Origin of the sequence: Pseudomonas putida (assembly GCF_028682175.1) — a bacterium.
GTDB classification, from domain to species: Bacteria; Pseudomonadota; Gammaproteobacteria; order Pseudomonadales; family Pseudomonadaceae; genus Aquipseudomonas; species Aquipseudomonas putida_AD.
In genome coordinates this window covers 25,122-48,501 of record NZ_JANHKS010000019.1, presented here as the reverse complement: position 1 = coordinate 48,501, position 23,380 = coordinate 25,122, and the positions used below count along the sequence as shown (strand labels likewise).

The 23,380-nt window shown below is 62.5% G+C and carries 23 protein-coding genes; 8 read left to right on the top strand and 15 right to left on the bottom strand.

The window, feature by feature from the left end:
- The first annotated feature begins 102 nt into the window (after positions 1-102).
- Positions 103-1,566, top strand: a complete 1,464-nt coding sequence (locus NPS29_RS15155) for a T6SS phospholipase effector Tle1-like catalytic domain-containing protein (protein ID WP_274133546.1) — start codon at positions 103-105, stop codon at positions 1,564-1,566.
- 44 nt (positions 1,567-1,610) lie between these two features.
- Here the strand turns inward: NPS29_RS15155 and NPS29_RS15150 are convergent, their stop codons facing one another.
- Positions 1,611-1,847, bottom strand: a complete 237-nt coding sequence (locus NPS29_RS15150; protein ID WP_274133545.1) for a DUF2789 domain-containing protein — start codon at positions 1,845-1,847, stop codon at positions 1,611-1,613.
- 324 nt (positions 1,848-2,171) lie between these two features.
- Here NPS29_RS15150 and NPS29_RS15145 point away from each other — a divergent pair, with 324 nt between their 5' ends.
- The gene (locus tag NPS29_RS15145; RefSeq protein WP_274133544.1) at positions 2,172-2,639 is read left to right on the top strand and encodes a hypothetical protein; all 468 of its coding nucleotides are present in this window, start codon (positions 2,172-2,174) and stop codon (positions 2,637-2,639) included.
- Positions 2,640-2,664: 25 nt separating this feature from the next.
- On the opposite strand, the gene NPS29_RS15140 is transcribed toward NPS29_RS15145, so the two are convergent.
- From NPS29_RS15140 to NPS29_RS15105, 8 genes are all read right to left on the bottom strand, one after another.
- A complete protein-coding gene (locus tag NPS29_RS15140; protein ID WP_274133543.1) occupies positions 2,665-4,797 on the bottom strand; it encodes a TonB-dependent receptor in 2,133 nt (710 codons plus the stop codon).
- Between the two features lie 229 nt (positions 4,798-5,026).
- Positions 5,027-5,422, bottom strand: a complete 396-nt coding sequence (locus tag NPS29_RS15135; RefSeq protein WP_274133542.1) for a DUF2946 domain-containing protein — start codon at positions 5,420-5,422, stop codon at positions 5,027-5,029.
- A gap of 70 nt (positions 5,423-5,492) precedes the next feature.
- The gene (locus tag NPS29_RS15130; RefSeq protein ID WP_274133541.1) at positions 5,493-5,861 is read right to left on the bottom strand and encodes a Na+/H+ antiporter subunit G; all 369 of its coding nucleotides are present in this window, start codon (positions 5,859-5,861) and stop codon (positions 5,493-5,495) included.
- Complete coding sequence (locus NPS29_RS15125) at positions 5,858-6,136, bottom strand: K+/H+ antiporter subunit F (protein WP_274133540.1); 279 nt, start codon at positions 6,134-6,136, stop codon at positions 5,858-5,860. The genes NPS29_RS15130 and NPS29_RS15125 overlap by 4 nt, the downstream gene beginning before the upstream one ends.
- Positions 6,133-6,621, bottom strand: coding sequence for a Na+/H+ antiporter subunit E (locus tag NPS29_RS15120; RefSeq protein WP_274133539.1), 489 nt, complete (start codon positions 6,619-6,621; stop codon positions 6,133-6,135). Before NPS29_RS15120 ends, NPS29_RS15125 begins: the two co-directional genes overlap by 4 nt.
- Complete coding sequence (locus NPS29_RS15115) at positions 6,618-8,294, bottom strand: monovalent cation/H+ antiporter subunit D (RefSeq protein WP_274133538.1); 1,677 nt, start codon at positions 8,292-8,294, stop codon at positions 6,618-6,620. The genes NPS29_RS15120 and NPS29_RS15115 overlap by 4 nt, the downstream gene beginning before the upstream one ends.
- On the bottom strand, positions 8,291-8,635 hold the full coding sequence (locus NPS29_RS15110; protein ID WP_081568723.1) for a Na+/H+ antiporter subunit C: 345 nt from the start codon (positions 8,633-8,635) through the stop codon (positions 8,291-8,293). Before NPS29_RS15110 ends, NPS29_RS15115 begins: the two co-directional genes overlap by 4 nt.
- Positions 8,635-11,571, bottom strand: coding sequence for a monovalent cation/H+ antiporter subunit A (locus NPS29_RS15105; RefSeq protein WP_274133537.1), 2,937 nt, complete (start codon positions 11,569-11,571; stop codon positions 8,635-8,637). Before NPS29_RS15105 ends, NPS29_RS15110 begins: the two co-directional genes overlap by 1 nt.
- An 850-nt stretch (positions 11,572-12,421) precedes the next feature.
- On the opposite strand from NPS29_RS15105, the gene tusA reads away from it, so the two are divergent.
- Together tusA and pdxB are read left to right on the top strand one after the other, a co-directional pair.
- Positions 12,422-12,676, top strand: coding sequence for a sulfurtransferase TusA (tusA, locus tag NPS29_RS15100; protein ID WP_274133536.1), 255 nt, complete (start codon positions 12,422-12,424; stop codon positions 12,674-12,676).
- 77 nt (positions 12,677-12,753) lie between these two features.
- Positions 12,754-13,902 carry a 4-phosphoerythronate dehydrogenase PdxB gene (gene pdxB, locus NPS29_RS15095; protein WP_274133535.1) on the top strand — a complete coding sequence of 383 codons (1,149 nt, stop codon included), beginning with the start codon at positions 12,754-12,756 and terminating at the stop codon, positions 13,900-13,902.
- Here pdxB and NPS29_RS15090 read toward each other — a convergent pair whose 3' ends face one another.
- Positions 13,903-14,883, bottom strand: a complete 981-nt coding sequence (locus NPS29_RS15090) for a zeta toxin family protein (protein WP_274133534.1) — start codon at positions 14,881-14,883, stop codon at positions 13,903-13,905. It lies immediately after the preceding gene.
- A gap of 160 nt (positions 14,884-15,043) precedes the next feature.
- Complete coding sequence (locus NPS29_RS15085; RefSeq protein ID WP_274133533.1) at positions 15,044-15,217, bottom strand: PA1571 family protein; 174 nt, start codon at positions 15,215-15,217, stop codon at positions 15,044-15,046.
- Positions 15,218-15,410: 193 nt separating this feature from the next.
- On the opposite strand from NPS29_RS15085, the gene NPS29_RS15080 reads away from it, so the two are divergent.
- Positions 15,411-17,195, top strand: coding sequence for an ABC transporter transmembrane domain-containing protein (locus NPS29_RS15080; protein ID WP_274133532.1), 1,785 nt, complete (start codon positions 15,411-15,413; stop codon positions 17,193-17,195).
- Positions 17,196-17,284: 89 nt separating this feature from the next.
- On the opposite strand, the gene NPS29_RS15075 is transcribed toward NPS29_RS15080, so the two are convergent.
- Positions 17,285-17,572: a pyrimidine/purine nucleoside phosphorylase gene (locus tag NPS29_RS15075; protein WP_274133531.1), complete on the bottom strand. Its 288-nt coding sequence runs from the start codon at positions 17,570-17,572 to the stop codon at positions 17,285-17,287.
- Between the two features lie 87 nt (positions 17,573-17,659).
- Positions 17,660-18,202 (bottom strand): exonuclease domain-containing protein, encoded by a 543-nt coding sequence (locus tag NPS29_RS15070; protein ID WP_274133530.1) that lies wholly within the window; start codon positions 18,200-18,202, stop codon positions 17,660-17,662.
- 387 nt (positions 18,203-18,589) lie between these two features.
- Here NPS29_RS15070 and NPS29_RS15065 point away from each other — a divergent pair, with 387 nt between their 5' ends.
- Positions 18,590-19,420, top strand: coding sequence for a substrate-binding periplasmic protein (locus NPS29_RS15065; protein ID WP_400609586.1), 831 nt, complete (start codon positions 18,590-18,592; stop codon positions 19,418-19,420).
- Between the two features lie 38 nt (positions 19,421-19,458).
- Here NPS29_RS15065 and NPS29_RS15060 read toward each other — a convergent pair whose 3' ends face one another.
- On the bottom strand, positions 19,459-19,626 hold the full coding sequence (locus NPS29_RS15060; RefSeq protein ID WP_274133529.1) for a DUF2897 family protein: 168 nt from the start codon (positions 19,624-19,626) through the stop codon (positions 19,459-19,461).
- 219 nt (positions 19,627-19,845) lie between these two features.
- Here NPS29_RS15060 and pyrF point away from each other — a divergent pair, with 219 nt between their 5' ends.
- Complete coding sequence (gene pyrF, locus NPS29_RS15055) at positions 19,846-20,544, top strand: orotidine-5'-phosphate decarboxylase (protein ID WP_274133528.1); 699 nt, start codon at positions 19,846-19,848, stop codon at positions 20,542-20,544.
- A 191-nt stretch (positions 20,545-20,735) separates the two neighbouring features.
- On the opposite strand, the gene NPS29_RS15050 is transcribed toward pyrF, so the two are convergent.
- Positions 20,736-21,863 carry a glycerophosphodiester phosphodiesterase gene (locus NPS29_RS15050; protein WP_274133527.1) on the bottom strand — a complete coding sequence of 376 codons (1,128 nt, stop codon included), beginning with the start codon at positions 21,861-21,863 and terminating at the stop codon, positions 20,736-20,738.
- A gap of 160 nt (positions 21,864-22,023) precedes the next feature.
- Between NPS29_RS15050 and NPS29_RS15045 the strand changes: the two genes are divergently transcribed.
- Entirely contained in the window at positions 22,024-23,379 is a 1,356-nt protein-coding gene (locus NPS29_RS15045; RefSeq protein WP_274133526.1) for a sensor domain-containing protein, read from the top strand.
- Position 23,380: the final 1 nt, after the last annotated feature.

Here is a 23,380-nt window from a genome sequence, read left to right as displayed (position 1 = left end):
TACCCCATTGACGCTGTCGTGGGGGTGAGCATTCTGTGAGGTATATGTCCGGATATGTAAATAACTGTTCCGGATTGTGTCGACACTTACAGGAGTTTGAATATGACGATGCTTCGCTGTTTCAAGGGATCGACGTCCACGCCCGCCTCGCTGGGCGTCACAGTGCGCATTGGTGTGTTCTTCGACGGCACGGGGAACAACCGGATCAACAGCCAGATCGGCGCGGACTGCCAGGCCATGGCGGGCGTGTACCACAATGCCCATATCAAGGAATGCGGGGGGCGGCATTCCGATCCCGCCAGCAGTTACAGTAACGATTTCACCAATATTGCCCGGCTGGCCGATCTTTACCGCCAACAGTTCGTGGCCACTAACGACGGTAATGGATTGCGGGTGACTCAGCCGATTTATATCAGTGGAGTGGGGACTACATCAGGCGGGCGCGATTCAATACCGGGGCAGGGGTTCGGACGAGGTCATACTGGCGTAGTTGCCAAAGTCTGCAAGTGCGTGGAAAAACTCAAGAGCGTTCTGCATACCTTTGGCAGGCATAACCCCGGCTGTGTCATTGCCGCGCTGGAACTTGATGTGTTCGGGTTCAGTCGCGGCGCCGCATCGGCCCGGCATTTCGCCAATGAGGTGCTCAAGCAGGAGCGGGGTGCATTAGGCCCGGTGCTCGATGGTCAGAAGTTGCCGCTGGCTGCCGACTTCAATTGGCGTAACGGCAGCGTGCGGCTGAAGGTGATCGGCCTGTTCGACACGGTTGCCGCCGTGGGAGGCATTTCCGACCTGGGAAGCGTGGGCGATGACGTCAATAGACGGGTCAACCTGTTCCTGCCGCCGGGTTGCGCGCAGCAGGTGATCCATCTGGTGGCGGCTGACGAGCATCGACGCAATTTCTCGCTCAACAGCGTGGCGCCCGGTTGGCTGCGGGAGATTGTGCTGCCCGGCTCACACTCGGACATCGGTGGCGGCTATCACCCGTACATGGTCGAGAAAGTGGCGCTGACCCGGCCCCGCCGCAGCCTGGTCGGCATCCAGACGCCCTATGACGCGACCCCGGCCTGGCAGCAGACCCACCAGGAAATGGACACGCTGGATGTGCAGCGCTGGATCGACCCGCGAGACGACACTGCCCGCATCACGGTGGATTGCGTGGAGCGGGGGCGCAAGAAAGGCCAGGGCCTGAAAAGTGTCATCGCCAGTGTCATGCTTGAGCGCGGAGTATTCGGGCACCTGTCGCGGGTCTATCTGCGTGTCATGCACGGACTGGCGTGTGACGAGGGCGTGCCGTTCATGCCGGTGCCGGACCTGCCGGATCTCGCGTTGCCACCTGAGTTGCGGGGTGTTGCGGGCAAGCTGCTGGCGCGCGCCCGGGGCGAAGAGCAGCCACTGACCGCGGCAGAAATGCAGATGTTGTACCGGCGGTATATCCACTGTTCCGCCCATTGGAACAGCACTTTGACCAGCAGTAACTCGCTGATCGACGGTTTGTTCGTCCATGCTCCGGCGAAAGAGGGACGCTCACGCTTCCCCAATCTGGGCCAGCCGGGCTACCCCTATTGACGGTGGCGGCCTCCAGGGGCCGCCACCTTTTCAGCGGCCTGCTGCTACTTTGCCGGATGCAGCAGTTCGTTGAGTTCGTCCACCACCGGTGCCCATTCGGCATCGGTCAGCAGTTCCTCCTTGAGAAAGCGCGCCTGCTGGGGCGTCCAGAACTCGGCGTCGACCAGTTTCACATCGTCGCCGAGCCGGTGCTGGCTGACAAAGGCGTCGATGCTGGCCTGATCCGACTCAAGCCCCAATTGTTCGAACAGTGTCGCAAGCGTCGGTGTGGTGAGTTCCATGTTGTTTCCCTCTGGGAAGTGGACGGTGATTGACCTTGTGATGCATGTGAGTGCAGAGCGGCCCCAAGAGTTTCCAGACAATAGCGTTATCGATTCAGCCAACGCCGAAGCGCTTTTCGGCTTCGATTGGACACAGGCCAATGGCCATATTCGTGTACAAGACAGTAAACAATGCGGACGAAAGGCATATATCCCGTATAGACTCTTAGCCGGTAGAATCCAGTTTTTTGCCAGCGTCCGGCATCCGCGGCGCACCGTTTTCTTGTCTTTTCCTTGCCTGGCCCTGCGGTCGGGCAAGTTCATATCAGGTTGGGAGTTTGTACATTGGCAGTAAGTAATCTGGATACCCACGCGTTATTCGTGCTTGGTGATTTGCGCGCGAAGTTGGTGAAGCTGTTCCAGGCGCGTTTCGTCTATGTCATCGAACAGTCCCCCGAAGGCATCTACATGTCTGAAATCGACACCGAATCCGCACTGGTGGTCGATGACAAACCGCGTCTGGAGCTCAAGGTCGGCGATCATTTTCGCGCCGCCGTATTGCCCAGCCGTGAAGGTGGCAAGTTCGAACTCAAGTTCCGCGACATCAAGATGACGATCTACGGCCTGGGCGAATACGCCTTTGTCGAGGTGCCTGAAGGCCAGGGTATCGTGTTCAAGGAATCCCACACGGTGTTCATGGTGTTCGCTGCCCACGAACAGATCCAGCAGGGCCTTGGCAAAGTGCTCAAGGCCGCGACCGCAAAGGCCGCCAAGTGGCGCAAGGGCGAACTGGTGTTCAAGGCCAGCGAGTGATTCGCCGGCCCTGTGTTGCCTGCTTCTAGAAACGAGTCTGTATCGCCAGCTCGAATGTGCGGGGCTCACCCAGGTAGTAGGCCGGTGATACGTGGGCGAAGCGCGCATAGACCTCGTCGGTCAGGTTGCGCACCCGACCGGTGATCGATGTGTGCTGGTCCAGCTTGAAGGTCAGAAAACTGCCGTACAGCGTGTACGACGGCACCCTTTGCGTATTGGCATTGTCGGCATACACCGACGCCACGTAGCGGGCGTCCACCCCTGCTTGCCAGGCCGGCGTGAAGTCATAGGTCAGCCACAGATTGCCGACGCGGTCAGGTACGTTGGTCGGTGTGTTGCCCTTGCGCGAGACCACGATGCCCGCCGAATTCTTTTCACTGAATTCATCGTATTGCGCATCCACCCAGGCGACATTGCCCTCCAGCAGCAAGTCGGGGGTGATGCGCAAGGAACTCGCCAGCTCGATCCCCTTCGATGACTGCTGGCCCACCGGAACCGTGTTGGTTGGGTCCTGCGGGTCGGTGATGGCGAAGTCCTTGCGCTCGATGGTGTAGGCGGCAACGGTGGCCGAACCCCGGCCTTGCAGGTAGTCGAACTTGCTGCCGATCTCCCACTGCTTGCCGGTCGAAACGTCGAAGTTCTGCGTGCCACTGGGCTGCTCGGCGGCGGTGCTGTATTGCAGGTAGACGTTGGCGCTGGGCAGGAACTGCCAGGTCAGGCCTGCGCGGCCGGTCACCGGCTGCCAGTCGCGGCGCAGGTGGCGGGGATTGCTGGCGGTGATTGCACGATGGTTGGTCACGTCCAGGTCGATGTCGTCGTAGCGCAGGCCGGTCACCAGCGACCACTTCTCGCTCAGCGCCAGATGGTTTTCCACGAACAGCGCCTTGGTGGTCACCTCGTTGGTCTTGTCCTTGACGAAGCCTTGGCGGGTGCCGGGCAGTGCGTAGAAATGCCCTGGGTCGAAATGATCCGGATCCACCGTGTTGTTCGCCGGCACGTTCCACGGGTTGTTGGTGGTCGAGTTGACCTTGTACTCGAAGCCACCCGCCCAGGTAGTGGCCATCCCCAGCAGGCTGCTGTCGTGGCGCAATTCGAACTGGTTGCCCTGCTGCCAGCCCTGATGGCGCACCAGATACGCGGTGGAGCGGTTGATGGCGCTGTTGCTCGCGTTGTACTGGTAGGTTTCCAGGTTGCGGTAGTCGCGCTGGCTGTCCAGGCGATACAACGTGTTGCGCAAGCTGGTGGCGTCGTTCAGGCGGTAGTCGATGATCGAGCGCACCCAGCGCGTGCGCTGTTCGTACAGGCCATCCTCGACGTTGTAGTTGCGAAAGCGGTTGTGCTTGTCGATCTTGAGCTCGCCCGCCTTGGGGTTGAGCACCGGGGTGCCCCAGTAGGGGCTGTCTTCGTGCTCGTCCTGATATTCCAGGGCCAGGGTGTGGGAAAGGTCCGGGGTGATGTCGCTCAACAGGGAAAACGCCGCGCTCCACGCGTCGTTCTCCTGACGATCGATATAGCCGTTGCTGCTGGTATGGCTGACATCCAGCCGGGCGTAGTGCTGTACGTCTGCGGTGGGGTCGCTCAAGCGATGGTTGACGCCAAAGGCGGTTTGCGTGGTGTCGAAGCTGCCGTAGCTGACCCGGCCTTCGGCGGCCTGATCTTCCCGGGTGGCCAGCTTGGTGACGTAGTTCAACGAGCCGCCCACCGAGCCTGCGCCATTCATCAGTGACGAGGGGCCGCCGAGCACTTCGACCCGGTCGTAGATCCAGCTATTGACCGGCCGCGCCAGCCCGGTGGCGACGTTGATGCCGTTGAACATCTGCGTGACCTGGCTGCTGGTGAAGCCCCGATAGGAAATGAACCCGCCAAAGCCGGGCGGGGCGCTGGCGTTGACGCCGGGCAAGGTGTTGGCGACGTCCTGAAAGTTCTGTGCGCCTCGGCGCTCGATGTCTGCCCGGTTGGCGACGGCAATCGAGGCGGGCGTCTGGCGCAGGCTCAAGCCCAGGCGAGTGGCGCTGGCGGCCTGTTGCTCCAGGTCTAGGCCCGGTGTGGGTTGTTCCTCGCCATTGACCGTGATCGGGGCCAGGTCGAGGGCGGTTTGTGCGTGGGCGAAAACGGGCAGGCTGCCGATCAGACCGGCGAGCAGGGGAATGCGTTTCATGGTGAAAACCTGAAATGAGGTCGAGCGCAAAACCGTTTTTCAGCACTGTTGCCGCCTATCCCGTAGCAGCACGGCTTGCCGGCGGGGGCGGTGTGTCAGTGACGCATTCATTGCCTGACACACCGTTCCCGCTGGCAAGCCATGCTGCTACGGGGCCGGCTTCACTCTGCCAGGCACGGGCTGGCCGCAGACAACAGCATCTGAAAAACTGGTCAGTAAGTTTTCGAAGTCAGATCAGGGCGAACGGCGGGGCGCGGGGGTTGGCCGTGGGCCAATGCAAAGCGGCGGGAATATCGTAGGAGGCGACGACGGCAGGTGGCGGGCTGTGCTGTTCCGGCAGGATCGCCAGGGTCAGGCTGGAGTTGAGCGCCGGGCCCATGCCGCCGGTGGAGCACAGGGGGCAGCCGAAGGCGGCGGACAGGGTGGGCAGCTTCTGCTCGCCGGGCTTGAATTGATCGACCGCGGTGAGCGCACGGCCATCGGTGGAGCAGAATTCGCCGCCAATGCCGTTGAGTTGCATGCCGACCATCTGGCCGTGACCGATGCTGCAGGCGAACACGTTGAACAGGACGCAGCAATAGAGCATCCATGCAATCAGGTGTCGGTCGGATCGGGCCAGTTTCATGGGCGGCAAAGGTATCAGAATTGGGGCGACGAGCGGGGTGCGGCAAAATGGCGCGGGGGTACGCCTGGCCTCACTTGCCCTCGTGCCGCCCCTCGCTGACCTCTGGCGGCACGTCGTCATCGCCTGCCATGCGCTTGCGGAACAACCCGGTGCGTGCCAGCAGCAGCGTCGTCACGGGCACGGTGATCGCCAGCAGGATCGGGATCAGCCAGGCGTGCAGCACCGGCCCCTGCTTGAGCGCGGAAAAGTAGATGATCGAGGCCAGGGCGACGCACCACGCACCGAGGGTCGAGGCCAGGGCCGGTGGGTGCATGCGCTGGAAGAAGTCCTTCATGCGCAGCAGCCCCATCGCGCCGGTCAGGGCGAACAAACCGCTCAAGACCAGCAAAACCGCGGTCAGGGTCTCAACCCACACCGGCAACTCCTGTAGCGCATTCATTCGATCACCTCGCCACGCAGCAGGAACTTGGCCAGGGCGAAGGATCCGACAAAGCCGAACAGCGCGATCAGCAGCGCCGCCTCGAAATAGGTGTCGCTGGCGTAGCGAATACCCAGCACCAGCATCATCAGCATCGCCAGCAGGTACAGGTAGTCCAGCGCCAGAACCCGGTCCTGGGCCGACGGGCCTTTGAACAGGCGGATCAGGGTCATGACCATGGCGACGGTGAACAGCCCCAGGGTGAGCAGGATCGCGTTGGTGAGCAGCGGGCTCATTGGAAAATCTCCATCAGCGGGCGTTCATAGGTGCGCTTGAAATGCTCGATGAAGCGCACCTCGTCGTCCAGGTCGAACACGTGCATCAGCAGCACGCTGCGATCCAGGGCCAGCTCCGACCACACGGTGCCCGGCACCACGGTGCAGATCATCGACAGCGCCGCCAGGCCATGGGCGTCATGCAAATCCAGCGGCACCTTGACGAACGCCGAGCGCGGCGGATGCCGGCGAGCGCGCCAGACTTGCAGCGCCACTTGAACGTTGGATACCAGCACATCGCGGCCCACCGCAAAGAACAGCCTGAACGCCACGCCCGGCCTGCGGATGCGTGCAGGCAAGGGGCGCAGCGGCGCGAACATGATTGGCGCAAGCAACCCCAGCAGCGCGCCGAACAGCAGGTTTCCGGCGCTCAGGGACAGGTTCAGCAGCAGCCACAATGCCCACAGCGACAGCGACAACAACGGTGCAGGGAACAGGCGCTTCATGGCTGCACCTCTGCCAGGTCACTCGGGCTGGGGACGGGTTTGGCGGCCATCACCGACAGGATGTATTGCTGCGGATCATGCAGCGCCTGTGCCGTGTCCTGGGTGTAGCGCAGCAGCGCCTGAGCCTTGAAGGTGAGGGCGATGCACAGCCCCAGGAGCAGCACGATAGGAATGCATTCATAACGGCGCAGCAGCGGTGACGGGCGCTCCTGTGGTGTCCAGAAGCGCTTGATGCCGACCCGCACGAAAGCGAACAGCGAGGCCAGCCCCGAGACGATCAGCAGCGCCACCAGCGTCCAGCTATCGGCGCGGATCGCTTCGTCCTTGGCCACGTCCAGACCCAATGGGTTGAGCAGGGCGCTGATCAGCGTGAGCTTGCCGAGAAACCCGGACAGCGGCGGCATGCCGATGATCAGCAAGGCGCAGATGATGAAACTCAGGCCCAGGAACGCCATGGTCCAGGGAATCACCTGGCCGACCACCGCTTTCTGTTCATCGTCCAGGTTGGTGCCCGGCACCGGGTGCAAGGCTTCCAGCGGCTTGGGCAACTGATCGGCGTCGTCTTCCAGCGCGATTTCATTGGCCGAGCGCGAGCGCTCCACCAGTTCGGCCAGCAGGAACAATGCGCTCAAGGCCAGCGTGGAGCTGACCAGGTAGAACAGCGCGCCGGAGGTCAGACTCGGCTGGCCGAAGCCGATGGACGACAGCAGAATCCCCGCCGACACCAGAATGCACAGGCTGGCCATGCGCTCCAGACGCTGGGCGGCGACGATGGAAATGGCCGCCACCGCCAGCGTCGCCATGCCGCCCCAGATCATCCAGTCACCGCCGAAGAATGCCGAGTCACCGGCCTGGCCCGAGAACAGCAGCGTCCACAGGCGCAGCAGGGTGTAGGCACCGACCTTGGTCATCAGGGCGAAGATCGCGGCCACCGGCGCGCTGGCGGCCGAGTAGGCCGGCACCAGCCAGAAGTTCAGCGGCCACATGCCCGCCTTGGCCAGGAACGCCACCGCCAGGATCGCCGCGCCTGCATGCAACAGGCCGATGTCGGCTTCGGATACCTGTGGGATCTTGACCGCCAGATCCGCCAGATTCAGGGTGCCGGTGACGCCGTAGATCAGCGCAGCGCCAATCAGGAACAGCGAAGAAGCCAGCAGATTGATGGTGATGTAATGCAGGCCCGCCGAGACCCGCGCCCGCCCCGAGCCATGCAGCATCAGGCCATAGGACGCCGCCAGCAGCACCTCGAAGAACACGAACAGGTTGAACAGATCGGCCGTAAGGAAGGCGCCATACAAGCCCATCAGCTGAATCTGGAACAGGGCGTGGAAGCTCGCACCGGCCCGGTCCCAGCGCGCCAGGGCGAACAGCAGGGCGCAGAAGGCGACGATACCGGTCAACACCAGCATCATCGCCGACAGGTGATCGACCACCAGCACGATGCCGAACGGCGATGACCAGTTGCCGGGCAGGTAGACGCCGATGGAGCCGGTGGTGCCGGTCTTCTGCACCCACATCATCAGGGTGATGGCGATCCCCAGGCCCAGCGCCGTGGACAGCAGGTTGATCCGCGCCTTCAACGGGCGATGGCGTTCACCCAGCCACAGCATCAGCGCGGCGGTCAGCACCGGCAGCAGGATCGGCGCGACGATCAGTTGGTTCATCAGACTCATTCACTGCTCTCCCGGCCGTCCACATGGTCGTTGCCAGTCAGGCCACGGGAGGCCAGCAGCACCACCAGGAACAGCGCGGTCATGGCGAAACTGATGACAATTGCAGTCAGCACCAGCGCCTGGGGCAAGGGGTCTGTGTAGTTGAGCAGGTCCTGCGGCACGCCGTCCTTGATGATCGGCTCCTTGCCGATGAACAGGCTGCCCATGCTGAAGATGAACAGGTTGACGCCGTAGGACAGCAGGCACAGGCCCATGACCACCTGGAAGGTCCGTGGGCGCAGGATCAGCCACACGCCGGAGGCTGCGAGCACGCCGATGGCAATGGCGATGACTTCTTCCATCACAAGGCTCCTTGGGTAGGGGTGGCCGAGGCCGGCTGGATCGGCTGCGGCAGCGACGTCGGACGATGGCTGCGCACCGACTGGTGAGCCAGGGCGGTCAGGATCAGCAGCGTCGAACCCACCACCACGGCGTACACGCCGATGTCGAAGAACAGCGCGCTGGCCAGGTGCACGTCACCGAGCAGTGGCAGATGCAAGTGCGCGGTATGGGTGGTCATGAACGGATAGCCCAGCGCCATCGACCCCAGCCCCGTCGCCAGGGCGAAGAACAGGCCGGCGCCCATCCAGCGCAGGGGGCGCAGGCTCATGTGCGCCTCGACCCACTGGGTGCCGGCGACCATGTACTGCAGAATGAACGCCACCGACATCACCAACCCGGCGACGAAACCGCCGCCGGGCTGGTTGTGGCCGCGCATGAACAGGTACATCGAGACCACGAAGGCCACCGGCAGCAGCAGACGCACCAGCACCGCTGGCACCATCATGAAGCCCAGCGCGGTGTCTGTTGCGTGGCGCGGGTTGACCAGATCGGTCACCACATCCCGCGCCAGCAGGCGTTGCTGGGCGGGCAGGGCGATGCTTTCTTTCGGTGGGCGGAAGCGGCGCAGCAGGGCGAACACGGTCAGGGCGACCACCGCCAGCACGGTGATTTCGCCAAAGGTGTCGAAGCCGCGGAAGTCCACCAGCATGACGTTGACCGCGTTGGTTCCGCCGCCCTGGCTCAGGGCACGGCCCAGGTAGAACTCGGAGATGGTGTTGGGCGTCGGGCGGGTCAGCATCGCATAGGACAGCAGCGCCATGCCGCCACCGACCGCCACGGACAGGATGAAGTCCCGCACGCGACGGGCCTTGGCGCGGTTGCGCGACCGGGACGGCGGGGCGACGTTTTCGTTACGCCGTGGCAGCCAGCGCAGGCCCAGCAGGATCAGCACGGTGGTCACCACTTCTACCGCCAGTTGGGTCAGGGCCAGGTCCGGCGCGGAGAACCAGACAAAGGTCACGCAGGTCATCAGGCCGCAGACGCCGACCATGGTGACGGCCGCAAGACGGTGATACTTGGCCTGCCACGCGGCACCGACGGCGCAGGCAATCGCAATCAGCCAGAGCATGACGAAGACCCCGGAGCCGGCGATCTTCGGCCGGTCGCCCCAGGTCAGGCCGCTCTCGTACATCGGCACGAAACCCACCACCAGCGAGACAAACACCATCAGGAACAACTGCGCCTGCAAGCGCCGCGTGGTCAGCAGGCCTTCCAGCTTGCGCGCGACGATCAGCTTGGTCACCAGCACCCGTTCGAACAGGCGCTTGCCGTTGAGGCGCCAGATCAACGGCGGCCCGACGAAGCGGTCATGCTTGAAAGAGCCGCGCAGCAGCAGGTAGAGGAGGATGCCCGCGCCCATGGCGACCAGGCTCATGATCATTGGCGCATTCAGGCCGTGCCAGATGGCCAGGCTGTACTCGGGCAAGGTCCCGCCTACTACAGGCTGTGCGGCAGCGGCCAGCAACGGACCGACCGATTGTGCCGGGAAAATCCCGACGATCAGGCAGGCCAGCACCAGCAGTTCGACCGGTACCCGCATCCAGCGTGGCGGCTCGTGGGGCGTGTGGGGCAGGTCGGTGGCTTTGGGGCCGAAGAACACATCCACCGTGAAGCGCAGGGAGTAGGCAACGCTGAACGTCCCGGCCACCGTGGCAATCACCGGCAGCGCCATCTCGACCCAGGCGGTGGAGGTGATGAACACGGTTTCGGCGAAGAACATCTCTTTGGACAGAAAACCGTTGAGCAGCGGCACGCCGGCCATGGCGGCGCTGGCGACCATGGCCAGGGTGGCCGTGTACGGCATCAGCTTGACCAGGCCGCTGAGCTTGCGGATGTCACGGGTGCCGCTTTCATGGTCGATGATGCCCGCCGCCATGAACAGCGAGGCTTTGAAGGTGGCGTGGTTGAGAATGTGGAACACCGCAGCGACGGCGGCCAGCGGGCTGTTCAGGCCCAGCAGCAGGGTGATCAGGCCCAGGTGGCTGATGGTGGAATAGGCCAGCAGGCCCTTCAGATCCGTCTGGAAAATCGCCGAATAGGCGCCGATCACCAGGGTGCAGGCCCCCGCGCCGCTGACGATCCAGAACCACTGTTCGCTGCCCGACAAGGCCGGCCACAGGCGCGCCAGCAGAAACACCCCGGCCTTGACCATGGTCGCCGAGTGCAGGTACGCCGACACCGGCGTCGGCGCGGCCATGGCGTGGGGCAGCCAGAAATGGAAGGGAAACTGCGCGCTCTTGCTCAGGGCGCCGATCAGGATCAGCGTCAACAAAACCGGGTACAGGGCATGGGCGCGTATGGCGTCACCTGCGGCCAGCACCCGATCCAGATCGTAACTGCCGACCACATGCCCCAGCAGCATCACACCCACCAGCAAGGCCAGCCCGCCTGCGCCGGTGACCATCAACGCCATGTAGGCGCCGCGCCTGGCATCTGCGCGATGGTGCCAGTAACCGATCAGCAAGAAGGAGAAAACGCTGGTCAGCTCCCAGAAGAACACGATCTGGATCAGGTTCCCGGACATCACCAGGCCCAGCATCGCCCCCATGAACGCCAGAAAGAACGAGAAAAACCGCGGCACCGGATCGTTCGGTGACATGTAGTAACGGGCGTAGAGCGACACCAGTGTGCCGATCCCCAGGACCAGCATCGAGAACAGCCAGGCGAACCCGTCCAGGCGCAATACGAAGTTGAGTCCCAGGCTCGGCACCCAGAAATATTCTTCGCGAATGACCCCTCCATGGGCGATCTGCGGGTACCAGAGAGCAACCTGCACCGCGCCGATCAGAGCGATCACGCCTGCAAGAAGAGATTCGGTGTTACGCGCGTTGTGCGGCAACAGGGCCGCCAGACAGCTGCCGATGAAAGGCAGAAGAAGTAGAACTATCAGGGACATAGGCTTCTAATCTGCGAATGAATGTCAAGGATCATACGTGCCGGGTCGTGGATCACCAACCGCCAAGATGTCGCAGAATCCTACAAAGTCTGTAGGCAGCAGCGTAGTTGATACGTTTCCAAATACGATTTCAGAGTGATCTCGGCATGGCTTGTGTATGTGGCGAGGGGCATGGCCTGTTGGCGTCGGCGATCTTGAGGACGCCATCGTCCGAATGCGGCCCAGAGCAAGCTCACTCCTACAGGTGCGAACATCGACCCGTAGCAGTCCGGCTTGCCGGCGGGGGCGATCTCAAGGATGCCGTCGTCCGAATGCGGCCCAGGGCAAGTGCGCTCCTACAGATGCGAACACAGCCCCGTAGCAGCACGGCTTGCCGGCGGGGGCGATTTCAAGGACGCTCCCGCCGGCAAGCCGTGCTGCTACGGGTCGGTGGTGTGTTTTAGATCTTGATTTTGATCTTCTTACGCGGTGGTTCAGACACCGCCGAACGCGACGTAAAGGCGCCAGGCCGAGCGCAGGCGTCGTGTAGGGGGATGAGCGGCAGGAGCCGCGAAAGCCGTGCGGGCCATGGATGGCCCATCATGGCGTGCCCCCGGAACGGCGCCGGAGGGAGGGAACCGAGACGAAGTCGAGGCCCAGCCAGGAGCAAATGGTTTGCCTACTTTCCCGAAAGAAAGTAGGTCGCCCGTAAGGGGCGAAACCCTAAAGCCCAGCCACCGCGACAACGGATAAGCCCCCAATTCAAAAGTCACCCGCGACGCGGAGCGTCACAAGCGCCGTTAACAGATGATCAGATCTACCCGCCTACCACCATTTAAGCGACAATGCCCACCAGTTTCCGGAGTGCCCCATGTCTGATTCCCTCGAAAGCCTTGCCGTCGACGCCGTCCTCGACGCCACCGGCCTCAATTGCCCTGAGCCGGTGATGATGCTGCACCAGAAAGTGCGCGACCTGCCGGCCGGCGGCCTGCTCAAAGTCATCGCCACCGACCCGTCCACCCAGCGCGACATCCCCAAGTTCTGCGTGTTTCTCGACCACGAACTGGTCGACAAACAGATTGGCGACGGCGTCTTCCTGTACTGGATTCGCAAGAAACAGGCCTGACCCGGCCCGGCTTGCGTCTTCGGGCTGGCTCCCTCACCCGTCAGCGCCTACACTGCCGCGACTCCAGGGAGCCCACCATGCGCATAGTTGCTGACGAAAACATTCCACTGCTCGACGCCTTCTTCCAGGGTTTCGGCGAAATCCACCGCTACCCCGGCCGCACCCTCGACCGCGCTGCCGTGGCCGACGCCGACATCCTGCTGGTGCGCTCGGTGACCCAGGTGACCCGCGAACTGCTCGAAGGCACCCCGGTGCGTTTCGTCGGCACCTGCACCATCGGCACCGATCACCTCGACCTGGAATATCTCAAGCAAGCGGGCATCCAGTGGTCCAGCGCGCCAGGTTGCAATGCCCGAGGCGTGGTGGATTATGTGCTGGGCAGCCTGCTGACCCTGTCTGAAATCGAAGGCGCCGATCTGGCCAAGCGCACCTACGGCGTCGTGGGTGACGGGCAGGTGGGTGGTCGGCTGATCAAGGTGCTGCGCGGCCTGGGCTGGAACGTGCTGGTCTGCGATCCGCCCCGTCAGGCCGCCGAAGGGGGTGACTACGTCAGCCTCGACGAAATCATCGCTCGCTGCGACGTCATCAGCCTGCACACCCCTTTGAACAAGATCGGCGAGTCGCCGACGTGGCACCTGTTCGACCGCAGCCGCCTGCAAGGCCTCAAGCAAGGCACATGGCTGATCAACGCCGCACGCGGGCCGATCATCGACAACCTGGCCCTGCTCCAGGTGCTGCTCGAGCGTGAAGACCTGCAAGCGGTGCTGGATGTCTGGGAAAAAGAACCCTTGGTGGATCCGGACCTCGCCGAACTCTGCGTCATCGGCACCCCGCACATCGCCGGCTACAGCCTCGACGGCCGCCAGCGCGGCACGGCGCAGATCTACCAGGCGCTGTGCGAGCACCTGGGCCAGCCTGCGGCCATTCGCCTGGAGGACCTGCTGCCTCGGCAATGGCTGGCCCAGGTGACCCTGGACGCCGAGACCGATCCGGTCTGGGCGCTGAACATGCTCTGTCGCGGTGTCTACGATCCACGCCGCGACGACGCCGACTTCCGACGCAGCCTGGTCCCCGATGCCACCCAGCAGAAGCTGGCCTTCGATGCCCTGCGCAAACACTATCCGCCGCGCCGGGAAATCGAAGGCCTGCACGTGGATATCAAGGGGCAATCGGCTGCACTGATGCAGATCGTTCAGGCCCTCGGCGCGGTGCTGGTCGACGAGTGATTACCGGGTGTACTTCTTGATATAGCCCCACAGCGTCTCGGGCAGGCGCGACGGGATCTGCTGCCAGAATCCACGCATGCGGCCCAAGGCGCGGTAGGCGCTCTCCCAGGCCTCGCGGCGGTCATTGTCGCCTACGACCGGTGCATGGGTCATCTCGATGAAATTGGCGAAGCTGCAAGGCACGGGCAGCAGCTCGCTTCGTTCGATGCGTCGGATCTGCCGTTCCAGAGTGATGGGCTGGCCCGTTTCGTCGAGAAATTCCAGCGGCGTGAGGCTGTTGATGTGATCGCAGCGGCTGCGGCACAGTAGCCGGCGGTTTTTCAGCTCGCCGAACCCGCGTTCGTACATGCTGATGGTCGATCCGCTGACACGCATGCAGGCTGCCTCGAAGGCATTGAGGATTGCCTCGGCGTTCTCCAGGCTGGCCTCGATGGTCGCGACATCGACAAAGCGCTCCAGCGTGCCTTGCTCAAGGGCGTCGAGCGCGCGCTTGATGGTCGACAGGTGGACGAAGTCCTTCTTGCAGCCGATCAGATGCACTTCGAACTGGTAATCGGCCAGTTCCTTGCCGTTGATGACGGTCGCGAACGCCTTGGTGTCCAGCGCCGTTTCCAGGATGATGTTGTACTTGTTTTCATGGGCGTAGGCGAAAATGCGCGCACACAACTCCCAGATAAACGTTTCGGTGTGCTTGTAGCGGCTGAGAACGTCCTGATCGGCGAATTCGGCATAGCGCGGGTGCAGTTCCCGGAAGCTCTCCTTGTAAAGACGCACGTAATTGGCGTAACCGCCATCCTTGAGCAGCGTGTTATTGAGCATGTAGGTCTTGCCGGAGCCCTGAACCCCGGCGACCACCAGGATCTTCGGCGCGGGCAGTCCATCGTCGCCAATGTCTTTCCTGACGTTGAACAGGCTCGCTTCCAGTGTTTCGTAGGCGGCGTCCAGTTCTTTGGGCGTGTAGCTGTAATGTGTAGCGGGCATAACGATCTTCCCTGGATTGAGTCGATTGACTGATAAGCCGGGGACGTAATCGCAAGGAGGTGGGTGGGGCAAGCAGTCCGGAGCCCTTGTTTATTGCAGGATGTTTAAAACGCCCATAAAAAACCCGGCAATGGCGCCGGGTTTCAAGTAAGTCTGTTCATCAGTCTTGTTTTTCAGGTTTGACCCAGTACTTTTCGCATTCCTGACATGCGGCCTGAACCATCTCTTCAGTAATCAGGACTTCCTTTCCGTCCTTGTCAAGAATCGCGCCCCCCAGTTGAAACTCCGGTTGAGGGCGTACGACGGGTTCGTGACTGCTCTGCTGCAAGCTCATGGGCCTCTCTCCTCATCAGGTTGTGCGTTTTACGGTATCCACGCTTGATGACCACCCCGTGACATCCGCGGGTGCTGCGCGGGCACCTTTTACCTGACTGGCTGCGCCGCCCCGAGTTCAGCGCATCTCGACGAGCGTGCAGGTGACGAGCGGTGTAGGCTCTGCCATTCGAGCCGTCTATCAGGTGTATTTCATGGCAGCAGTGTTATCAGGGCGTCAGCGTCACGCCATTCGTCTGGCCATGCGCATGCTCGCGCCTTATCGCAGGCACGCCATCGGCGCGCTGGTGGCGTTGATCGTCACGGCGGCCATCACGTTGTCCATGGGGCAGGGCATCCGGCTAATGGTCGATCAGGGATTCATGACCCGCTCGCCGACCCTGCTCAACGAAACCATCGGCCTGTTCATGTTGCTGATCCTGGCGCTGGCAGTGGGCACCTTCACCCGTTTTTACCTGGTGTCGTGGATCGGCGAACGGGTGGTGGCCGATCTGCGCAAGCAGGTGTTCGATCACCTGGTCAGCCTGCATCCCGGCTTCTACGAAAACAACCGCAGCTCGGAGATCCAGTCACGCCTGACCGCCGACACCACGCTGTTGCAATCGGTGATCGGCTCGTCGCTGTCGATGTTTCTGCGCAACGCGCTGATGGTGATCGGCGGGGTGATTCTGCTGTTTTTCACCAACCCCAAGCTGACCAGTATCGTGGTGATCGCGTTGCCGCTGGTGGTGGCGCCGATCCTGATCTTCGGGCGGCGGGTGCGCAGCCTGTCGCGGGAGAGCCAGGACCGGGTCGCGGATGTCGGCAGCTATGTCTCCGAGGCCCTGGGCCAGATCAAGACGGTGCAGGCCTACAACCATCAGGCCCAGGACCGGCAGCGCTTCGGGCAGACCGCCGAAGACGCGTTCGACACGGCGCGCAAGCGGATCCTGCAGCGTTCGTGGCTGATCACCCTGGTCATCGTGCTGGTGCTTGGCGCGGTGGCGGTGATGCTCTGGGTAGGTGGCATGGATGTCATTGCCGGGCGCATTTCCGGCGGTGAACTGGCAGCCTTCGTGTTCTACAGCCTGATCGTCGGCAGCGCGTTCGGCACCCTCAGCGAAGTGATCGGGGAGCTGCAACGGGCGGCAGGCGCGGCAGAACGCATCACCGAACTGCTGCAGGCGCGCAGTGAAATCACCCCGCCTGCCGAGGATGTCCTGGTGCTGCCGCAGCGGGTCAGTGGGCGGCTGGAGCTTGCGAACGTCAGCTTCGCTTACCCGTCGCGGCCCGAGCGCAATGCCGTAGAAGACCTGACGCTGACCATCGAGCCCGGCGAAACCCTGGCGCTGGTCGGGCCGTCGGGGGCGGGCAAGTCGACGCTGTTCGATCTGCTGCTGCGTTTCTACGATCCGCAACAGGGGCAGGTGCGCATCGAGGGCTTGCCGGTCGAGCGTCTCGATCCGCTGGACCTGCGCCGCTGTTTCGCCTGGGTATCCCAGACGCCGGCGCTGTTCTTCGGCAGCGTCGAGGACAACATTCGCTATGGCCGCCCGGATGCCAGCCTTGAGCAGATTCAGGCTGCGGCGCGGATCGCCCATGCCCACGAGTTCATCGAGCTGTTGCCCCAGGGGTATCAGACTCACCTGGGCGATGGCGGGATGGGGCTATCAGGCGGGCAGCGCCAGCGCCTGGCCATTGCCCGGGCGCTACTGGCCGATGCGCCGGTTCTGCTGCTCGACGAGGCCACGAGTGCCCTGGATGCCCAGAGCGAGCATCTGATTCAGCAGGCCTTGCCTACCTTGATGAAGGACCGCACGACCCTGGTGATCGCCCACCGTCTGGCCACGGTGCAGAACGCTGACCGGATTGCGGTGATGGATCAGGGGCGGCTGGTGGCGGTGGGTACGCATCAGCAACTGATTGCCAGCAATGCGCTGTATGCGCGACTGGCGGCGTTGCAATTCAATGCGATGGGCCCTGCGAATGAGCTTGTGTAGCAGCACGGCTTGCCGGCGTTGGCGTACTTGCAGTCGCCACCGCCAGCAAGCGGAGCGCCACCCGGCCGGGCGGCGACAGGAAGAGGGTGTCAGTCCTTGCGGTATTCACACAGATAAGCGGTTTCGACGCTCACTTCCAGGTCGAACTTGCTGTTGGCCGGCACACGGAACTGGTCGCCCGCGTTAAAGGTTTCCCAATCGTTGCTGCCTGGCAGCAGGACTTTCAGCGAGCCGGACACCACGTGCATGATCTCGCGGTCGGCGGTGCCGAAGTTGTACTTCCCTGGCGCCATGACACCGATAGTGGCTGCGCCATCGGCTTGCTGGAAGGCGATGGACTTGACGGTGCCGTCGAAATATTCGTTGACCTTGAACATGGCGGATTCCTTGGAAAGGGCTGAAAAAGGCCGGACAGTATGCCCAACGTATAAAAGGACGTCATCCGCTTTGATAAATGCGTCACATCAGGCCGGAATCACCAGCGGCAACAGCCTTGCGGTGTTGCGCGCATCGGTCAGTGCCCGGTGTTGCTGGCCGCTGAAATGCATGCCCGCCAGTTGCAGGGCAGTGTTCAGGCCGCAGGGTTTCTGCAGATGCCGCGCCTTGGCGAAGCGCTGCTTGAGGTTGATGTGCGAGAGGCCGCTCAACTCGCTGACCAACTGATGCTGCCGCCATTGCAGTTCGAACTGCTGACGATCGTAGTCACCCCAACTGACCCAGCCCTGCAGCCGGCTGCGATGATTGCCCAGCCAGCGCTCGAATTGCGGCCAGATGGCTGGCAAAGGCTGGGCGGTGTCGATCTGCGCCTGCTGGATATGGGTCAGCTCGCGGCAGAACGGGGTCAGCAATGGCCGCCTGACCGGACGCACGAAACGCTCGAAATGATCGACCTCCCGCCCGTCCGAATTGACCACGCAGGCGCCGATCTCAATGATTTCCATCTCTGCCACCGGCCATCCGCCCTCTTCGGTGGTGGCCTCCAGGTCTATCACCAGCCAGTGGGGCATGTGTAACTCCAGTCTCAAATCCGTGGCACCGCCATGGAGCGTAGCTGCTCAATCAGACTCACAGGAGGGCCGATGGTTTGCGCGGTGCTGCGGATTTTTACCGCACGACCGTCGGGAATGTTCCACCAGCCGCTTGCCTGCCTGGCTTGCAGGGCATAAATTGCGGCGCGTCCGGCGATTTTGTAAGCGTTTTTTTCCGGGATGGCGGAGCCGGGAATGGCTTGCGTATTCCCGCCGCGATGCTCAAGCGATGCGCTCCGGGCGCGGCCCGTGGTTGCGGGGCATTCATATCAAGAATAAATCGGACTTCGCGTTGTTTGACCGTTGTCTAATTGTTTTCAAACGCATAGCTTACGTACTTCGATTCGTCGGGAGTGTTCTGTCTTGATGTCTATGCCAATGCGGATGGCTCTGAAAACGCTGCTGCTGGTCACGACCACCCTGTGCGCCTGGCAGGCGAGCGCGGCGCAGGTCGTGCGCATTGGCGCGGCGCATTTTCCGCCGTACACGATTCGCCCCGAGCGCGGCGAAGACACCGGCTTGCTGCCGCAGATGGTCAGCGCCCTGAACGCCATGCAGAGCGAATACCGTTTCGAGATGGTACCCACCTCCATTCCTCGTCGTTTCCGGGATTTTCAGCAGGCGCGCTTCGACATGGCGATCTTCGAGAACCCTGGCTGGGGTTGGAAAGACATTCCCCACGAAGACGTCGACATGGGCCTGGAAGACGCGGAAATCTTCGTCGCCCATCGTGGCGCAGGCCGCACCCAGAGCTATTTCGACGACTTGCGCGGCAAGCGGCTGGCGCTGTTCAGCGGGTATCACTACGCCTTCGCCGACTTCAACGCCGACCCCAAATTTCTCGCCGAGCACTACAACGCCACGCTGACCTATTCCCACGACAGCAATCTTGCGATGGTGCTACGGGATCGGGCAGACATCGCCCTGGTCACGCGCTCGTACCTGAGCACCTTCCTGGCGAACAACCCGCAGGATGCCAACCAGTTCATGGCGTCGGACAAGGTGGATCAGGTGTATCGCCATTTCGCGCTGTTGCGGCCGGGGGCGCCGATCACGGGGGAGCGATTCAGCGATCTGCTGCGTCAGTTGCGGGAAAACGGCCAGATGTTCAGGATTTTCCAGCCGTTTCGCATCGCCGTCACGCCACAGGCCAGCCACCACGCCGTGGCGCTGGACATGGATGAAGGTCGGGATTGAAGGGGAACGGGCGGCGCCTTTGACTCCGCCCGCAGTCATCAGCGGTCGCGAGCATCCTTGGCATCCATTTCGGCATTGCGCTCATGAACTCGCTTGAGTTGTTCTTCGGTCAGGGGAAGTTTTTTCGCTGAATCCTTGAGCATCAGCAAACCACCGACGATCGAGCCTATTGCAACGACCAGTATCAACCACGCGTACCAGGGCATGATGCTCACTCCTTATTGTGATAAAGCTTTGAGCAATGGCGCTGCCCACAGGTTCCATTGTATGAGATGCCCGGTCGGGCGAGTACCGTGATGATGCTTCGGCAGGCCCCGTTTCAGGCATTGCGGGGTTTTACCATGGAGTTGCCGATCACCGGGTCCCGCGCCGGGACATGTTCAGCTACAATGCGCGCCGATTTCGACTTGCCAGAGAACCCGCTCATGTCCGCCTGCCAGACCCCCATCATCGTTGCCCTGGATTTCCCGACCCGCGAAGCGGCGTTGAAGCTGGCAGACCAGCTCGATCCGAAACTGTGCCGGGTCAAAGTGGGCAAGGAGCTGTTCACCAGCAGCGCGTCAGGCATCGTCGAAACCTTGAATGACAAGGGTTTCGAGGTATTCCTGGACCTCAAATTCCATGACATCCCCAACACCACCGCCATGGCGGTCAAGGCTGCGGCCGAGATGGGCGTGTGGATGGTCAACGTGCACTGCTCCGGCGGCCTGCGCATGATGGCGGCCTGCCGCGACGTGCTGGACCAGCGCACCGGCGCCAAGCCATTGCTGATCGGCGTGACCGTGCTGACCAGCATGGAACGTGAGGATCTGGCCGGCATCGGCCTGGACATCGAGCCGCAGGAGCAGGTGCTGCGCCTGGCGGCGCTGGCGCAGAAGGCCGGTATGGACGGCCTGGTGTGCTCGGCCCTGGAAGCCCAGGCGCTCAAGGCTGCGCACCCGTCGCTGCAACTGGTGACCCCAGGTATCCGCCCGGCTGGCAGCGCCCAGGACGACCAGCGCCGCATCCTGACCCCGCGCCAGGCACTGGACGCCGGCTCCGACTACCTGGTCATCGGCCGCCCGATCAGCCAGGCGGCCGATCCTGCCAAGGCGCTGGCCGAAGTGGTTGCGCAGCTGGCGTAAGGCTGCGATCCCCTTGTAGGAGCGCGCTTGCCCGCGACGGGTTTTAGCTGACGTTGCAAGGGTGGCTGACACTCTGCTGTCGCGGGCAAGCGCGCTCCTACAGGCTCAGCGGTGTGTCAGGAGACGAAGGCGTCACTGATACACCGCTCCCGCCGGCAAGCCGTGCTGCTACGGGGTTGAGATGGTGGGCCTCAATAGCCGATCCGTTTGAGGATCGACTCCTTGCTCTCCTTCGAAGGCCGTCCGTAGAACTTCAGCAACTCCGAAGCGCGGTTGGTGAAGAAACCGTCGACACCGCGCTCGCTGATGGCCTTGAAGTCCACGGCATCGTCCACGGTGTAGGGGTGGATGATCATGCCGCGGTCGTGGGCCATCTTGTTCATCCACGGCTGCACCAGGTCCATGTAGCTCTGGTCACCGCCATTCTTCAGGGCTGCCGCAGGGCCTGTGCCCACCGCGCCATGGGCCTTGGCCCAATCCATCCACGCCGCGAAATCCTCCTTGGACTTGACCTGTTGCGTCGCGTAGAACGCCGCCTTGTCCTTGGCCCCCGAGTCCTTGAAGCTCTTGTCGGATGCTGCCGGGATATAGCCGTCGCCCAGCCACAGCAACAGCACCTTGGGCGTGTCCGGCATGGCTTTGTGCAGCAGTTCAAGGCTTGGCTTTTCAAAGGTCTGCAACACCACGCGCCCCGGCATGTGTGCAACGTTCACATGGCCTTTCTCGGCCGCCGGACGCTGGCTCAGCCAGCCACGTTGCGCGAGTTTGTTCTTCAAGTCTTCCTCGATACCGGGAAACTGCGCCGGCACCTTGGTTTCGATGTACAACCCGGGCTTGTTCTTGCCGCCCTCGGCGATATCGATCACCTCGTCCAGCGTCAGGATCTTCAGCCCCGCATAGCTGGCGCGGGCGCGATCCGGATGGGCCTTGTTGAACCATGAGCCGGCATCCAGGCGCTTGATTTCTTCAAGGGTGAAGCTGCTCAGCGGATCCTTCACCCGGTCGGGGTAGACCTGGGCGATGTTGGTGGTCCGCTCCAGGGTGTCGTCGTGCAGCGCGATCAGGACACCGTCTTTGGTGCGCTGGATGTCCATCTCCAGATAGTCCGCGCCCAGTTCGCGAGCCAGGGTGTAGGAGGGCACGGTTTCTTCAGGGGCATCGAACGAGGCGCCGCGATGGGCGATGACCGCAGGCCACGGCACGCCGATTTTCGCCGCCAGCGCCTTGCCCGGCGCGTCGGCGGCACCGGCCAGTCCCGAAGACAACAGCGCACCGGCCAGTGCGGCGGTGCTCAACGTTCTACTGATTCCTTTGAACATAAGCTCTCGTTCCTTTTTTGTGCATGATTCGTTCAAGTGCTCAATCGGCAGATGGCCGAACGCATCGGGTTTGGGCACTATGACCGCAGGTTAGGTCATTTTTTATGACCTACCTCTCTCGAAAGCGTGAACGTTGGCTAATGCAGGTAGTGCTTTTCGCATGGAAACAAACACTTACGCGGCGCTTACGGGATTTGTCGACATGTTGCTGGACGCCATCTGCGTGGTCGACGCAGAAGGGCGGTACGTCTTTGTCAGCGCGGCGGCGGAGCGGATCTTCGGTTATCTGCCACAGGAGCTGATCGGGCGCAGGATGATCGAGCTGGTGCATCCCGATGACCAGGAGCGCACCCTTGCGGCGGCAGGCGAGATCATGGCCGGGCAACCCAACCTCGGTTTCGAGAACCGCTACGTGCGCAAGGACGGGCGCATCGTCCATATCATGTGGTCGGCGCGCTGGTCGCAGGATCACAAGCTGCGCATCGCCGTGGCCCGGGACATCACCGAGCGCAAGCGCGCCGAATCGATGCGCACCGCGCTGTTTCGCATCTCGGAGGCGGCCCACGTCGCCTGCGACCTGTCGGCACTGTTCAAGGACATTCATGGCGTCATCGGCGATCTGCTGCCGGCGCGCAATTTCTTCGTCGCCTTGAAGGATAAATACAGCGGCCTGCTGAACTTTCCTTACCACGTCGACGAACAGGACCCTTCGTTGCAACGGCCTATGGCTGACGCATTGGCAACGGAAGTGGCCAGCAGCGGGAAAACCCTGTTGCTGGCTTCAGGTTCCGGGCCCCGGCAGAGCGACGATGGCGTGCCCGATTACCTCAGGCAGCGCATGGGAGACGGGTTTTCCTGGCTGGGTGCGCCGCTGGAAACCCAGCACGGCATCATCGGCGCGCTGCTGGTCAAGAGTCACACCGATTGCCCACCGTATGACGAGCGTGACAAGGAGTCGCTGCAGTTCGTCTCCACCCAGGTCGCTGCGGCCATCGAGCGCAAGCAACTCTACGAACGTCTCAAAAGCATGGCGCAGTACGATCAACTGACGCAGTTGCCCAATCGCATGCTCCTTCACGAGCGCTTGCAGCAGTCCCTTGAACGGGCAAAGAACAGCAAGGGCCGCATGGCGCTGCTGTATCTGGATCTGGACAAATTCAAGCTGGTCAACGACACCCTCGGCCACGCCGCAGGCGACCTGCTGTTGCAGGAAGTCGCGCACCGCCTCAAACAATGCGTGCGCGAGACAGACACCGTCGCCCGCATCGGCGGAGACGAGTTCGTCATCCTGCTCGATCGCGTCAACAGCCTCGAAGATTCCGGCAAGGTCGCCGACAAGATCTGCAAGACCCTCAACGTGCCAATGGTCCTCAAGGGCCACGACTGGCAGATCCTGCCCAGCATCGGCATCGCCAACTACCCCGAGAACGCAACCGACCTCGCGCAACTGTTCCGCCACGCCGATGAGGCGATGTACAGCGCGAAGAAGAATGGCGGGAATCGATTTCAGGGGTGAT